This is a genomic window from Swaminathania salitolerans, from assembly GCF_007988945.1.
GTDB lineage: Bacteria > Pseudomonadota > Alphaproteobacteria > Acetobacterales > Acetobacteraceae > Swaminathania > Swaminathania salitolerans.
Genome location: NZ_BJVC01000002.1, coordinates 342,119 through 356,600, shown reverse-complemented (window position 1 = coordinate 356,600; position 14,482 = coordinate 342,119). Strand labels below are relative to the sequence as shown.

The window sequence follows — 14,482 nt, the reverse complement described above, 5'->3', positions numbered from 1 at the left end:
ATTTTCCGCCTCGCGCCGATATCCGGGCCGTGCGCCGGTCGTGTATTCTCTCGGGGCGTCTTACCAGACGGTAAAGCCGCCATCGACGCTGACGATCGATCCGGTCATGAGACTTGCCGCGTCGGAGGCAAGGAACTGCACGACCGACGCGACTTCTTCCGGCTGTCCTACCCGTGCCATGGGGGTGCCGTCGATCCAGCGGTCGTAGAGTTCGGGCTTCTGCATGCCGAACCGCGTGAGAGTCGTCTCGATATAGGTGGGCGCCACGGCGTTGGCCCGGATATTGTGCTGCGCCCATTCCGCTGCGAGAGAGCGGATGTACTGATGGACGCCCGCCTTGGAGGCATTATAGGCCGCCTGCTCCTGGGGGCGATTGACGATGAGGCCCGACATGGAGCCGATCGCGACGATCGCGCCTTTCTTCTGCTCGATCATGACCCGGCCAACGGCCTGACAGGTACGGAAAACCCCGTTAAGATTGACGTTCACCTGCTTGAGCCATTGCTCCTCCGTCATATCCTCGGCCTTTACTTCGGAAATGCACAGACCGGCATTGGCGACGAGAATGTCGATATGCCCGTGCTGGCCACGGATTCCGGCAATGGCCTCGCGCACGCTCGCTTCGGATGTGACATCCATCGCGACGCCGTTTGCACCGAAGCCCTTCTCGGTCAGGGCAAGCGCTGAGTCCTCGGCTTTCCTGCCATCGAGATCGGCCAGGATCACATGAGCTCCCGCCTCGGCCAGGGCGCTGGCACAGCACAGCCCGATATTCTGTGCGCCGCCCGTGATGACAGCGACGCGACCGTCCAGGCGAAGTTTTTCCATATACATACGAATGATCCTTGTTAGCCGGCGAGACGGTGACGCATGAGCTTGGTCAGCGCCATGCCTTTTGCGTCGAAGAGATGACAATTTTCGGAGAGCAGCGTGAGTCTGACAGGGGCGTCCACCTGTCCACCATGATCGCCATCGGTCTGGACGATCAGAACCGATCCGTCCTCGAGCGCGACATGGAGCAGGGTCAGGGCGCCGAGACGTTCCACAAGGCGGATCGTGCCCGGTACTGTCCCTTGCGCGTCGATCACGATGTGCTCGGGTCGGACGCCCAGGGTCAGATCGCTTCCCGCTACTGCGCTCTCAGCCAGAACGGGAACGTCGATCCGTGCCCCTTGCGATGTCTCCACCGTCAGACCGTCCGGCCCGCTTCCGACGATGCGGACCGAGAGGAAGTTCATGGGCGGAGACCCGATGAAACGGGCGACGAAGAGATTGCGCGGGTGATGATAGAGTTCGAGGGGCGAGCCGACCTGCTCCACTACGCCCTTTTGCAATACGACGATCTTGTCGGCCATGGTCATGGCTTCGATCTGGTCGTGGGTCACATAGATCGTGGTGGCGCCAAGACGCCTGTGCAGCGTCGCGAGTTCGACGCGCATCTGTCCCCGCAGGGCTGCATCGAGATTGGACAGGGGCTCGTCGAAAAGGAAGACTTTCGGATTGCGCACGATGGCGCGTCCGATCGCCACGCGCTGCCTCTGCCCGCCGGAGAGCTGACCGGGCTTGTGTTTGAGATAGGCATCGAGTTGCAGCGTGGTTGCGACCTCGGTGATTTTCCGCCGTCTTTCGGCCTCGGGCATTCCCGCCAGTTTCAGGCCGAATTCCATATTCTGATAGACGTTCATGTGCGGATAGAGGGCATAGGACTGGAACACCATGGCGAGACCGCGTTTTGCAGGCTCGACATCGTTCATGCGCGCGCCGTCGATCAGAAGATCGCCCGCGCTGATTTCCTCCAGCCCTGCGATCATGCGCAGGAGGGTGGATTTGCCGCAGCCGGACGGGCCGACGAAAACGACGAATTCCCCGTCTTCTATGTCGAGCGAGACGCCCTTGATGATTTCCTCGGCATGATAGGTCTTGCGGATATCCCGCAGGGCAAGCTTGGCCATGGTCGGCTCCGTAGAAACGCGCAATGCAGGAGAAGGGGGCGATGTCGGATGAGAGGTCATTTCACGGCACCGAACGTCAGACCGCGCACGAGCTGCTTCTGGCTGAACCAGCCGAAGAGCAGGATCGGCGCCACGGCGAGGGTGGAGGCAGCCGAGAGCTTGCCGAAGAACAATCCCTCGGGCGAGGAGAAGGATGCGATGAAAGCCGCGAGAGGCGCTGCCCGGGATGAGGTGAGATTGAGCGCCCAGAACGCCTCGTTCCAGCACAGGATCAGGGAGAGCAGGGCGGTCGAGGCGATTCCGGGCAAGGCGAGGGGAAGAAGCACGACCGTGATTTCCTGCCAGCGGCTGGCCCCGTCCATCCTTCCCGCTTCGAGGATCGGCACCGGAACCTCCTTGAAGAAGGTGTAAAGCATCCAGACGATGATCGGCAGATTGGTCAGCAGGTTGATGATCCCGAGGCCGAGCGTCGTATCCAGGAGATGGGTGGAGCGGGCGATGAGATAGACCGGCACGAGCACGCCGACCGGTGGCAGCATTCTGGTCGAGAGCATCCAGAGCAGGGTCGTCCGTGTCCGTCGGGTCGGATAGAAAGCCATGGCGTAGGCGGCCGGTACGGCGAGCGCCAGCGCCCCTCCTGTCGCAAATACCGACATCAGGACGGTATTGAAGGTGAAATGCCAGTAATCGGCCTGGGCGAAGACTTCGTGGTAGCTTTCCAGCGTCGGGGTGAAGAACAGATGCGGTGGAGTCGAGATCGCGTCCATCTCGCTCTTGAACCCTGTCAACACCATCCACAGGATCGGAAAGAAGATCCACAGAGCCACGACCCAGCCGATCGTACCGATCGCGATCCGGGCGAATTTGCGCTTTGATCCGGTCATGGGTCAGGCCTCCAGATTGCGCGCGACGGCGCGGACGAGGAAAGCGGCGATGACATTTGCGATGACGATCGCGATCACGCCGCCCGCAGACGCACCGCCGACATCGAACTGGAGAAGGGCGCGGGCATAGATGAGGAAGGCGAGATTGGTCGAGGCGACGCCTGGCCCACCCGATGTCGTCACCCAGATCTCTGCGAAGATCGTAAGGAGATAGATCGTCTCGATCATGATAACGACCGTGATGGCGCGGCTGAGATGCGGAAGGATGATGTAGCGGAATCGTGCGACAGGGCCGGCTCCGTCCATCCGGGCCGCCTCTTTCTGCTCGTGATCGAGCGACTGGACGGCTGTAAGAAGGATCAACACCGCGAAAGGAAGCCACTCCCAGGCGACGATCATCATCACGGTCTGCATGGGGTAATGCTGGAGCCAGTCGATCGGCGTCAGGCCTACGGCACGCATCATCGCGCTGTACACCCCGTAGATCGGGTGCAGCATCAGGTTCTTCCATACCAGGGCAGAAACGGTCGGCATGACGAAGAAGGGAGAGATCACCAGGATCCGCGCGATCCCGCGCCCCAGGAAATCCTGATCGTAGAGCACGGCCAGGAGAACGCCGCCGCCTACACTGATGACCAGAACCCCGAGAACGAGCAGAACCGTGTTCAGAAGCGCCCAGACGAAATCGGGATCGGTCAGAAGATAGCGGTAATTGTCCAGACCGGCGAAGCCGGAGAGCGTCGGATCGACGAGATTGTAGTTCTGGAAGGAATACCAGAGCGTGAGAGCGAGCGGGATCAGAGACCAGACGAGAAGAATGAGCACGGCAGGCGAAAGGAACAACGCCGCACCGGTCCTGCCTTTTTTCCCCTTCGGCGGGGAGAGAGTCGTTTCCATGGGCACACTCCGCGGGCACGCGGGCCCGTCTCGGATGATAGGAAAATCGTATCTGTATTTCTGTATGTCCGGGCCTTTGGATCGGCCCGGCAGAGGGGCGGGGCCATTCCCCTCGTCGTCTCCCCGGAGCGGAAGCTCCCGACCCATCCGAAGCGCTCTCTCTCTCCCGAGAGCTTCCTGGCCCGGGGGCTCCCTGTTTCGAGGGCTCCCTTTTCCGGTGGCTCCCTTTCCCGAGCCTTCCTTTCCGTCCGGCGCGGGAGCGGGGTCTTCGGTCGGAATCAGGCAGTAAAGGCGGCGCGCATCGTCTCCCGGTGGTTCAGCTGTTCGCGATACATGGCCTGAAATACGGCGTATTTCGCGTCGTGATAGCGTTTCGTTTCCGGAGCCGGGGCAATCTCGGCGCCGACGCGGCTCATCTGGGACATTGCCCGCCGCATATCCGGATAGACGCCCCCTGCCACAGCGCCCAGTATGGCCGAGCCGAGCAGAACCGCGTCCGTCTCGCCCGGCAGAAGGATGCGGCATCCGGTGGCGTTGGCATGTTCGCGCAGGAAGACGGGGTTCTTCGTGCCGCCCCCTGTCGCGAAGATCGTGTCGATGGCATAGCCCTCGGCATTGAGCGCCTCGATGATATCGCGCGTCCCGTATGCCAGCCCCTGGATGGTTGCGAGATAGAGACGCACGAGATCGTCGCGTTCGGCAGAAAGGCTCAGGCCCGAAATCATGCCGCGCAATGTCGGATCGGCATGAGGCGAGCGATTGCCGTGGAAATCAGGCTGAACGTGAAAGGCGGCTGTCAGCGTTCCCGGTATCGCATCGCGCTCGAGCTCGGCCAGGCGTTCATTGAGCAGCTCATAGACCGTCCGGCCCTCGCGACGGGCATCCTCGGCCAGAGCCGGACCTGCCGCATGGGTCGAGATCACGAAATCGACGAGAGACCCCACTGCCGACTGACCGGCCTCGTTGAGCCACATCTCCGGGAGCATCGCCTCGGAATACGGCCCCCATACGCCCTTCACGAAGCGGGGTGCGCGAGAGACCGCCATGTGACAGCTCGAGGTGCCTCCGATCAGGGCAAGGCTGCGGTCGAGAGTCGCATCGTCGAGCGTCTCGCCAGAGGCCGAACCGAGAACGCCGATCCCTCCGGCATGGGCGTCGATGGCGGACACACCGACCGGAATCCCCGCTGCCAGACCGAGAGCCTCGGCGGCGTCCTCGCTCAGGCCGTTGCCCACCGCCCCGCCGAGTGCGCGTACGTCGCGCCCGATCCGTCGATAGCCCTCCTCGACCAGCTCCCCGAGACCGATCGCCTCGAAATAGCTGTCGTCCCAGCGCCGCTCATGTGCCAGATAGGTCCATTTGCAGACTGTCGAACAGCAGCTGCGCGTATCCGAGCCCGTCGCGCGCCAGGTCAGGTAATCCGGCAGGTCGAAGAAGTAACCGGCGCGGTCGAAGATCCCGGGCATGTGCCGCTTGAGCCAGAGCAGCTTGGGGGTTTCCATTTCCGGCGAGATCGTTCCCCCGACATAGCGCAGAACCTCGTGGCCTCCGGCATTGATCGTCTCTGCCTCCTCGAGGGCGCGGTGATCGGCCCAGAGGATGATGTCCTGCCCGGCGGCACCGTCGGGGTCGATGGAGAGAGGCTGGCCCTTTGCGTCGAGCACCACGAGCGAACAGGTCGCGTCGAAGCCGATGCCGCGCACGTTGATATCGTGCTTATCGAGGGAAGCGAGCGCCTCGCGCACGCTCTTGCAGATGGCCGACCAGATGTCGCTCGACGATTGCTGGATGAAATCCGGGGCGGGACGCCAGCTTTTCGTCGGGGTCACATGAGAGGCGAGCTTTTCGCCATCGAGGCTGAAAATCCCGGCGCGCGCGCTTCCCGTACCGACGTCGACGCCAATCACTACTTCCATGAAATCCATCCAAACTCTAACAGGATTTTCATCTTTCCTGTTCATGTTCTGGGATGCAAATCACTGATTCGTGTTATTTCTATCGCCTATCGTGGGATTTCACACAAAAAAACCCGGTATCTTGCGATACCGGGTTGCAGGACGAAAAATTCCGTCAGGGATCAGAAATCGACACCTGCCTGAACGAAGACGTTCCGGCCGAGGATGAGGCTTCCGTACTGCCAGACATTGGTGTTGCTTCCGCCATCGACGACATAAGGCGGCTTCTTGTCGAACAGATTGCGCACGCCCGCCTGGAAGTTCCAGCGATTGAGGCGATAGCCGAGGGTGACGTCGTGCGAGAAGATGCCGGGTGTCATATGCCGTCCACCCGATGCCGCCGTCAGATCCTGCGACTGGTCGTTCCAGACCATGCCACCCGTATAATTCATCATATAGGTGAGGCTGAACGCGTCATGACGCCAGGTTGCTGTCGCATAATCGCGGACGCGCGGCTGACCCGTGCTGTTGTTGTACAGCAGACGCCCGTCGTAATTGTACCACTGGCCGCCCGGCACGTATTGCTGCTGATAGGATATGAGCTGCTGGAAATTGTTGCTCAGATTGAGGCGGTCGTGGCGCGAGAGCCGGATGCTGTAATCGAGATCGAAGTCGATGCCGCCGGTGCGCAGCCCGCCGAGATTCTCGTAGAGCGCGGAAGCGGACTGGATCTGCTGCGTCTGCGGATTGCGGATGATGTTGTTGCAATACGCAGGGTTGCCACCGGTATAGCACTGGTCGAGCAGATACTGCGTGCCGATAGCACTGATCATGTTCTTGATCGTGTAGTGCCAGTATTCGACCGATACGGACAGTCCGGGTACCCAGTGCGGCGTGAGCACGGTGCCGAAGGTGTAGGTCCGTCCGGTTTCAGGACGCAGCTTTGAGTTGCCGCCCTGGAGGGTTGCGACCTGAGCCGAGTTCAGCTGCTCGAAATTCGCGGGCAGGCCCTGACGCGCGCAGGTTGCCGCCACCATGGGAGAGCTTCCGCCATAGGAGCCGACTCTCGCGCAGGGATCGTATGCGGTTTCGTAGCTGAGCTGCTGCCCGCCGAAAAGCTCGAAGATGTTCGGCTGACGATAGGACGTGCCCAGGGTCGCACGGAAACGGATGTCGCGATTGGGTGCCCAGTTTATCGCGACCTTCCAGTTCTTGGCGGCACCGAAAGTGTTGTAGGAAGAGTAGCGTCCCTGGGCGTCGATCGTCAGATCCTTCGCGAGGAAGGCATCCTTGAGCAGGTTCAGCTTGCCTTCGAGATACCCTTCCGAAACGTTGAATCCACCGCCGGTATAGGCCTGGCTGTTCGTCAGGGCGATACCCTGCTGCACCAGCGGATCCGGGCTGTCGCTCATCTGCTCGCTGCGATGTTCCATGCCGAGCGCGATACCCAGATCGCCGCCATGTGCCCAGGGAAGCGACAGCACATGGTTGTTATGCACACGGAAATTCGTGTCGCGGAACTGGTACTGGATGTTCTCGACCGTCGTATAGTTGCTGTAGGCAGCGCCCTGGGGCGTCAGCGTTCCGAAAGGCGAGGACAGGGAGCAGCCTGCCGAGGACTGGCAGACGGAGGGATCGTATACCAGACCCGTCTCCGGGTTGCCCGGATCGGTGGCGCGCAGGCCCCATGCGTTCAGGAGATTGGCGTAGTTGCCGATATTGAGGCTGCGCACGTTCTCGCGGTTGACGCCATAGGTATAGGATGCGTCGTACATCCAGCCGCGATAGATCTCGCCCTTGGCGCCGAACATGCCGGTCACCGTGTCAGTAGCCCGCTCGTAACGACGCGCGCCCCATTCGTTCATGCGACGATAAACAGTCGTGTCCTCGCCGAACGGATTTCCCGGATAATCGCCCGGCACGACGACAGTCGAGGGGAGGGAGCTGGGCGGGATCGAGCCGGTCATGGGCTCGGGCGCCATGAAGCTGTTCGTCGTGCGATGGCTGTACAGGACGTTGGCATAGAGCGTGAGATGCTTGTTCACGTCGTAATGCGTGTCGCCCGAGAGCGACGAATCCTGGTAGTTGTTCGTCAGGCTCGAATCCCGGTTGAACGGATAGCGATCGGACTTCGTGAAGGGCACGGCCGTCTTGCCATCGTCATGGCTCGTGAAGGTGCCCCCGCTATCCGGATAGAACGTGCCGGTATTCGAGATGGAGGATCCGTAGGTCGGCTGACCCGAAAGCGGATTCGACAGCGCGACGGGATTGGCCCAGGCCCGGTTGCGCTGCATGACGCCCGTCGAGGTCAGGTACTGACCGAACAGCGTGATGTTGCCGCGTCCATGATCGAAATTCCACCCCTTGAAGGCGGAGAGCATGCCCTCGGGCGCATCGCCATATTGCGAGATGCTGCCACGCATCGTGACATTGCCCGTGCTCACATCGTGGCGCATCTTGATGTTGATCACGCCCGAAACGGCATCGGCACCGTAAAGCTCGGAACCGCCATCCTTGAGGATTTCGACGCCGGCGACCTGCTGCAAGGGAATGGAGTTGAGATCCACGCAGTTCGAGTTGCCATTGATCGTCGTGCGCTTGCCGTCGATCAGGACCAGGACGCGGTTGGTTCCGAGGTTGCGCAGATCCGTACAGGAAACGCCGCCGCCGCCATTGGTCACGGCATTGGAGACTGCGCTGGACCCGACGGTCGGCAGACGCGCGAAGAAGTCGGCGAGGTTGTTCACGCCGGTCTGTGCGATCTGCTTGGCGGTGATGATCTGCACCGGGTTGGCATTGGTATTGTTCGAGGTCGTCAGAGCGGATCCGACGACGGTGATGCTCTCCGCACCGCCGGCCTTTGCCATGACCCTGGCATTGTCGAGCCGACGCGCCGTGGGGGCCGAGACGGCAAGCGGGTTGGTGCCAGGGCGCGTCACCGCAGGCTTGTTCGCCTTGCCGCCCTGCTTCGTTGCGCTCGCCTTGCGTGCCTGCTTGTGAACAGCGCCCTTTGCGGGGGCGCTATCGTCCTGACGCGTTGCGGCTTGCGCCTGGAACGTCAGCCCGGTGAGGATCGTCGCGCCGAGCAACAGGGATGCGCGACGGGTGCGGATGCGGGAAATGGCCATTGGTCACTTTCGCGATGAGGACAAGGAAACGGGGGGGAAGAGCCCCGGAGAATGATCCGCACATGGCATATCGTGATCGAGGGTTTCAATCTCGTAACGTCGTGTCATTGCGCTCTATTGTGACATTTCCATTGCAATGTGTTCCGTCTGCAACAGCCGGTTTCCTGACTGTTGATATAAAAATCCAAAATGGCCACCCGGCATGGAATTATGTTGCTCACGCGCTCTTGACCTGCTCTTCACGAGAACTTTACAACGGCGCTGCTCGCGAAAACGCGAGCGAAACCACCTCATCAGTGAGCCGCCATGACCGTGCATCCTGTCATCGCTTCCGTCACCGAGCGCATCGTTGCGCGCTCGGCTGTTTCCCGCCGCCGCTATCTCTCCGTCGTCGAGCACAACCGCAAGAAGGGCATTTCCCGTCCCCGGCTTGCCTGCGGCAATCTGGCTCACGCCATGGCGGCTTCGGGAGAGGACAAGGCCAGGCTGATGCGGGGAGGGGGCGTCAATCTCGGCGTCATCACCAGCTATAACGACATGCTTTCGGCCCATCAGCCCTATGCGCGCTATCCCGACCAGATGAAGCTGTTTGCGCGGGAGAAGAACGCGACCCTGCAGGTGGCCGGCGGCGTTGCCGCCATGTGCGACGGAGTGACGCAGGGGCAGGAGGGAATGGAGCTGTCGCTGCTTTCGCGCGACAACATCGCCATGAGCACGGCGATCGGGCTCAGCCACGGCATGTTCGAGGGGGTCGCCCTGCTCGGGATCTGCGACAAGATCGTCCCCGGACTGCTCATCGGAGCGCTTCGCTTCGGCCATCTTCCGGCGCTTCTCGTCCCGGCAGGACCGATGCCGTCCGGCCTGCCGAACAAGGAAAAGCAGCGAGTCAGGCAGCTTTATGCAGAAGGGAAGGTGGAGGCTTCGGCCCTGATGGAGGCCGAGGCGGCGTCCTATCACAGTGCAGGCACATGCACGTTCTACGGTACCGCCAACACCAACCAGATGATGGTCGAGCTGATGGGCCTCATGCTGCCCGACTCCGCCTTCTGGACCCCGAACAGCCGTATCCGCCAGGCATTGACCCGCAAGGCCGTGCACCGCCTCGTGGAGATCAGCGCGCAAGGTCCGGATCATCGCCCTCTGGCGCGGATGGTCGATGAGAAAGCCATCGTGAATGCGGCTGTCGGTCTGCTTGCAACCGGCGGGTCTACCAATCACGCGATTCATCTGCCTGCGATCGCCCGTGCTGCGGGCATCCGGATCGACTGGGCGGATCTCGACGCGCTTTCGAGCGTGGTGCCGCTTCTGACCCGCGCCTATCCGAACGGCTCTGCCGATGTGAATGCGATGCAGGAGGCAGGCGGCCTGCCCACGATCATCGCGTCCCTCTGCCGGGCCGGAATGGTGCATCAGGACATTCTCACCGTTTCGAAGAACGGATTCTCCGATTATGCATGTCGTGCCCGTCTCGAGGGAGAGGCGCTGCTTTACAGCGCTGCCCGCGCCTCCGCCGATCGTTCGGTGCTCAGGGATGTGTCGGAGCCATTCCGGCCCGATGGGGGAATGCGCCTCGTTCAGGGGACGCTTGGCCGCGGGATCTACAAGACCAGTGCCGTCGAGGAGGATCGCCAGACGATCGAGGCGCCCGCCTGTGTTTTCCACACCCAGGAAGATGTCATCGCTGCCTTCAAGGCGGGCAGGCTCAACCGGGATGTGATCGTGGTCGTACGCTTCCAGGGGCCGGATGCGAACGGTATGCCGGAACTTCACAAGCTGACACCGACCCTTGCGGTTCTGCAGGACAAGGGATATCGCGTCGCGCTACTGACCGATGGCCGTATGTCCGGCGCCAGCGGCAAGGTACCCGCAGCCATCCATATCAGCCCCGAGGCCCAGGCCGGCGGGCCTATTGCCTGCATCCGGGATGGCGACATGATCCGTATCTGTGCACGCGAGGGCCGGATCGAGGTGCTGGTCGAGCCCGCGCTCTGGGCGCAGCGTCGTCCCGTATCGCCGCCGCCGCCGGGTTTCGGCACGGGGCGTGAATTGTTCGGTCTGATGCGTAGCCGGTCCGACAGCGCTGAGCGCGGCGGGTCGGCCATGCTGGCGGCGATGGAAGACATAATCGCCACTCAGGGCGAGACACTCGACGAAGAACTGGAAAGGGATACAGATCATGCTCGATACGAAACGGCTGGACACGGTAATGACGCGCTGCCCGGTCATCCCGGTTCTGGTCATTCAGGATCTCGCCCTGGCGCGACCGATCGCGCAGGCGCTGGTCGCGGGCGGGTTGACCACGCTTGAAGTGACCCTGCGAACGCCCTGCGCGCTCGATGCCATTCGTGAAATGTCCCGCGTGGACGGCGCTCTGGTCGGTGCCGGTACGGTTCTGAATGCGGACGATCTCGCCCGCAGTGTCGATGCCGGGGCCGAATTCATCGTCAGCCCGGGCCTGACCACCCAGATCGCCGACGCGGCGCGGCGTCTCGATATTCCGTTCCTGCCCGGAATCGCGAATGCGGGCGATATCATGCGAGGTCTGGATCTCGGGCTCAGCCGGTTCAAGTTCTTCCCGGCCATGGCCAATGGCGGGCTTCCCGCGCTCAAGGCGCTCGCTGCCGTATTCGGTCAGGTCCGGTTCTGCCCCACCGGGGGCATCACCGCCGAGAATGCGCCCGAATGGCTCGCCCATCCCGCGGTGTCCTGCGTGGGCGGGTCGTGGCTCACCGGCGGGGCGTTCGATGCCGCGCGCGTGACGCTGCGCGCCTCCGAGGCGGCGGCACTGCGCGCATAGCAGCAGCGAGCGCGCAAGGCGGCAGGCAGGCGCGGGGCTGGATGCCGCGCGCCATCGACGCCTCGCGCTGTCGACGCCATGCGTTATCGACGTCCCGCGTTATCGACGCCCCGGGGACATCCGGGGCGCAGGCGTCACTGCGCCAGATAGCCGCCATCCACGGGGAGCACGGCCCCCGTGATGAAAGAGGCTTCGTCTGACGCGAGGAACGCGATGGCGGGTGCCACTTCTTCCGGTTGTCCGATGCGACCGATCGGATGCATGGAAACCACCCGCGCGATCCCCGCCTCGTCGAGGGCTGCGACCGCTGGCGTTGCAATCGTGCCCGGAGCGACAGCGTTCACGCGCACGCCCTTGTCTGCGAGGTCGATGGCCAGATGCTTGGTGATGCCGGATGCGACGTATTTCGCAGGACCGTACACCGCCTGTCCCGGCTGACCCGCAAAGGCCGAAACGGAAGAAAGGCAGACGATGGCCCCCGAGCCCGCCTTCACCATTTCCTCGGCGGCGTATTTGCACGACAGGAACATGCCCCGGCCATCGACGGCCATCGTATGATCCCACAACGCCGCTGTGGCCTCATCGAGGGTCGCCTCCGGGATGATCCCGGCATTGGCGACCAGAATGTCCAGCCCGCCGAAAGCCTCGACCGACAGGGCAACCGCCGCCTTGATATCCTCTTCATTCGAGACATCCATGCGTGTCGTGCGCAGTTCGTGTCCCGCTTCGCGTAACTCCGCGCCGAGAGCGGAGAGCGCGTTTTCGTCGATATCGCTGAGAACGAGACGCGCGCCCTCGGCTGCGAAGAGCCGTGCGGTGGCCGCGCCGATACCTTTCGCGGCTCCGGTGATGAGGGCCCTCTTGTTCGCAAGGCGGCCGGTTTTTCCTGAAGTCATCGGATCATCCCTGTATCGGTTGTCGGTTCGCTCGTCATGGCCCGGATCGCCACCGCCCGGATTGCCACCGCCCGGTCGCGCCCGGAACGAGGGCGAACGGCACATTCGCGCTATGTCGTCCGGCGTGGTGCCGCATGCGGTGCCCGGTGCCCGGTGTCGCGCGTGACCGCGACATGCGCCGCCCGTGCAGAATGGACCGCACGACCGTGACGGTCCTGTCACATCATCGTGTCATCGATCCGGGAGGGATCTCGCTCCGTCGCAGGGGATATGTCCGGGAAAAGAGCCTGTTTTCAGGTATTTCACGCCAACTGACCGGGCCGGAGCGGCTTTTGTCGGCAGGGCGACGAAGTGAGGATAATTTAAGTTTTAAGATCGCCTCCATTGCCAGTGACTTTCCTCACGATGGATGATGAAACAATGTATCCCTGTCGCTCTCATGACGAGTCCCGGATGGTCGTGCGGTTCGCATGACCGAGAAGGGACGATCCTATTTCGGCCTCACGGGGGTCATCGTTCTTGCGATGACCACCGAGCTCAACGAGCAGGTTTCCTCTCAGTCTCTGCCGGATATCCTGGGCGCCATGGGGCTGAGTCACGACCCGGGGACATGGTTCAACAGTCTCTATCTCTCGGCCGAAGTCATGGGCATGGCGCTCGCTCCGTGGCTTGCCCTTACGCTGGGGGTCAGGCGTTTTGCCGTTTTCGTGTCGTTCACCGCCTGCCTGTCCGCCGCCTTCATTCCGTTCACCCGCACTTTGACGCTCATCTATATCCTCCGCATGATCGAGGGGCTCGCCGGTGGGTTCGCAGTGCCTCTGCTGCTTCTGGTGGCTCTGCGGGTGCTTGCGCCGCCCGTGCGTCTGTACGGACTTGCTGCCTATTCCCTGACCGCAACCTTCTTTCCCAATCTCAGCACCGCTCTTGCCGGGCTGTGGACCGATCTCGTCGACTGGCGCTTCGTGTTCTGGCAGGCGATCCCGTTCGGCAGTATCGCGCTCTCGCTTCTCTGGTACGGTATTCCTCCCGAACCGACCCGGCTCGAACGTGTGCGGAATTTCGACTGGCGCGGGGCGCTTCTCATTCTTTTCGGTTTCGGTGCCCTTTCCACCCTGCTTCAGCAGGGAGACCGTCTCGACTGGTTCAATTCCAGTCTCATCTGCGTACTGGCGCTCGTCTCGGCGGTCTGTCTGCCGCTTCTGGTCGTCAATGAATGGTTTCAGCATACGCCGCTTTTTCGCATCCAGCTTCTGGGGCGTCGCAATTTCGCCTATGGTGCCTCGACCCTTCTGGTCTTTCTCGTCGTATCGCTTGCCTCCTCGACCCTTCCGGCCACCTTCCTGCAGGAGGTCGCAGGATACAGGCCCGAGCAGATCTATCCCGTCACGCTCGAGATCGCCGGTATCCAGCTCGTGATGCTGCCCCTGATGGCAGTCGTCCTGAACAGCAGGACCGTCGACAGTCGTGTGGTGAGCCTGCTCGGCATGGGCCTCATCTTCATGGCCTGCGTGGGCGACAGCTTCCTCACCGTTGCCTGGAACAGGAACGAGTTCTATCTCTGGCAGATCTTCATGGGAGCGGGAGAGGCCATGATCGTCATGCCCCTGCTCATGATGTCGACCAACTCGCTCGTCCCGGCGGAGGGACCTTTCGCATCCGCCATGGTCAACACGCCGCGGGCCGTCTCCCAGGCGATCGGGGTATGGATGCTGCAGCTCATCCATCGCTGGCGGGGTGGATTGCACTCGAACCGGATCGTGGATCAGATCGGCCGGGACCGGTACCGGACCTATCAGGCCAATGCGCTGCCGCTCCAGCATCCCGCGCCGCTCCTGCCTGACGGAACGCCCCGCACGCCGGATTCTGTGGCGGTCTTCAAGTATCAGGTCGCGCATCAGACCGCCGTACTCGAGCTTTCCGACGCCTATCTCGTCATTGCCGCGATTACCGTCCTTCTCATGTTCTGGGTGCTTCTCCTGCCCCAGCGCACCTATCCCCCCCGTCTCATGTTTGTGAAGAAACGATCCTGACCC

10 protein-coding genes are annotated in these 14,482 nt (G+C 62.3%); 3 read left to right on the top strand and 7 right to left on the bottom strand.

Annotated features, from left to right (window positions below):
- Positions 1–60 precede the first annotated feature (60 nt).
- From SSA02_RS05620 to SSA02_RS05595, 6 genes are all read right to left on the bottom strand, one after another.
- Positions 61–834, bottom strand: a complete 774-nt coding sequence (locus tag SSA02_RS05620) for an SDR family NAD(P)-dependent oxidoreductase (RefSeq protein ID WP_147092982.1) — start codon at positions 832–834, stop codon at positions 61–63.
- A 14-nt stretch (positions 835–848) separates the two neighbouring features.
- The gene (locus tag SSA02_RS05615; protein WP_147092980.1) at positions 849–1,952 is read right to left on the bottom strand and encodes an ABC transporter ATP-binding protein; all 1,104 of its coding nucleotides are present in this window, start codon (positions 1,950–1,952) and stop codon (positions 849–851) included.
- A 56-nt stretch (positions 1,953–2,008) separates the two neighbouring features.
- Entirely contained in the window at positions 2,009–2,836 is an 828-nt protein-coding gene (locus SSA02_RS05610; protein WP_147092979.1) for a carbohydrate ABC transporter permease, read from the bottom strand.
- Between the two features lie 3 nt (positions 2,837–2,839).
- Entirely contained in the window at positions 2,840–3,733 is an 894-nt protein-coding gene (locus SSA02_RS05605; protein ID WP_147092977.1) for a carbohydrate ABC transporter permease, read from the bottom strand.
- 278 nt (positions 3,734–4,011) lie between these two features.
- Entirely contained in the window at positions 4,012–5,649 is a 1,638-nt protein-coding gene (locus SSA02_RS05600) for an FGGY-family carbohydrate kinase (protein ID WP_147092975.1), read from the bottom strand.
- Between the two features lie 161 nt (positions 5,650–5,810).
- Positions 5,811–8,756, bottom strand: coding sequence for a TonB-dependent receptor domain-containing protein (locus SSA02_RS05595; protein WP_147092973.1), 2,946 nt, complete (start codon positions 8,754–8,756; stop codon positions 5,811–5,813).
- A 306-nt stretch (positions 8,757–9,062) separates the two neighbouring features.
- On the opposite strand from SSA02_RS05595, the gene edd reads away from it, so the two are divergent.
- Positions 9,063–11,063 carry a phosphogluconate dehydratase gene (gene edd / locus SSA02_RS05590; protein ID WP_246103659.1) on the top strand — a complete coding sequence of 667 codons (2,001 nt, stop codon included), beginning with the start codon at positions 9,063–9,065 and terminating at the stop codon, positions 11,061–11,063.
- The gene (gene eda / locus SSA02_RS05585; protein WP_246103658.1) at positions 10,963–11,553 is read left to right on the top strand and encodes a bifunctional 4-hydroxy-2-oxoglutarate aldolase/2-dehydro-3-deoxy-phosphogluconate aldolase; all 591 of its coding nucleotides are present in this window, start codon (positions 10,963–10,965) and stop codon (positions 11,551–11,553) included. The genes edd and eda overlap by 101 nt, the downstream gene beginning before the upstream one ends.
- Positions 11,554–11,687: 134 nt before the next feature.
- Here eda and SSA02_RS05580 read toward each other — a convergent pair whose 3' ends face one another.
- Positions 11,688–12,449, bottom strand: a complete 762-nt coding sequence (locus SSA02_RS05580; RefSeq protein ID WP_147092969.1) for an SDR family NAD(P)-dependent oxidoreductase — start codon at positions 12,447–12,449, stop codon at positions 11,688–11,690.
- A 470-nt stretch (positions 12,450–12,919) separates the two neighbouring features.
- On the opposite strand from SSA02_RS05580, the gene SSA02_RS05575 reads away from it, so the two are divergent.
- Entirely contained in the window at positions 12,920–14,479 is a 1,560-nt protein-coding gene (locus SSA02_RS05575) for an MFS transporter (RefSeq protein ID WP_147092968.1), read from the top strand.
- The last annotated feature ends 3 nt before the right edge of the window (positions 14,480–14,482 follow it).

Coding starts and splice junctions, on each gene's coding strand:
- SSA02_RS05610 (WP_147092979.1), bottom strand. CDS start 2,836: ATGACCGGATCAAAGCGCAAATTCGCCCGGATCGCGATCGGTACGATC.
- SSA02_RS05580 (WP_147092969.1), bottom strand. CDS start 12,449: ATGACTTCAGGAAAAACCGGCCGCCTTGCGAACAAGAGGGCCCTCATC.
- SSA02_RS05600 (WP_147092975.1), bottom strand. CDS start 5,649: ATGGAAGTAGTGATTGGCGTCGACGTCGGTACGGGAAGCGCGCGCGCC.
- SSA02_RS05605 (WP_147092977.1), bottom strand. CDS start 3,733: ATGGAAACGACTCTCTCCCCGCCGAAGGGGAAAAAAGGCAGGACCGGT.
- eda (WP_246103658.1), top strand. CDS start 10,963: ATGACGCGCTGCCCGGTCATCCCGGTTCTGGTCATTCAGGATCTCGCC.
- edd (WP_246103659.1), top strand. CDS start 9,063: ATGACCGTGCATCCTGTCATCGCTTCCGTCACCGAGCGCATCGTTGCG.
- SSA02_RS05595 (WP_147092973.1), bottom strand. CDS start 8,756: ATGGCCATTTCCCGCATCCGCACCCGTCGCGCATCCCTGTTGCTCGGC.
- SSA02_RS05575 (WP_147092968.1), top strand. CDS start 12,920: ATGACCGAGAAGGGACGATCCTATTTCGGCCTCACGGGGGTCATCGTT.
- SSA02_RS05615 (WP_147092980.1), bottom strand. CDS start 1,952: ATGGCCAAGCTTGCCCTGCGGGATATCCGCAAGACCTATCATGCCGAG.
- SSA02_RS05620 (WP_147092982.1), bottom strand. CDS start 834: ATGTATATGGAAAAACTTCGCCTGGACGGTCGCGTCGCTGTCATCACG.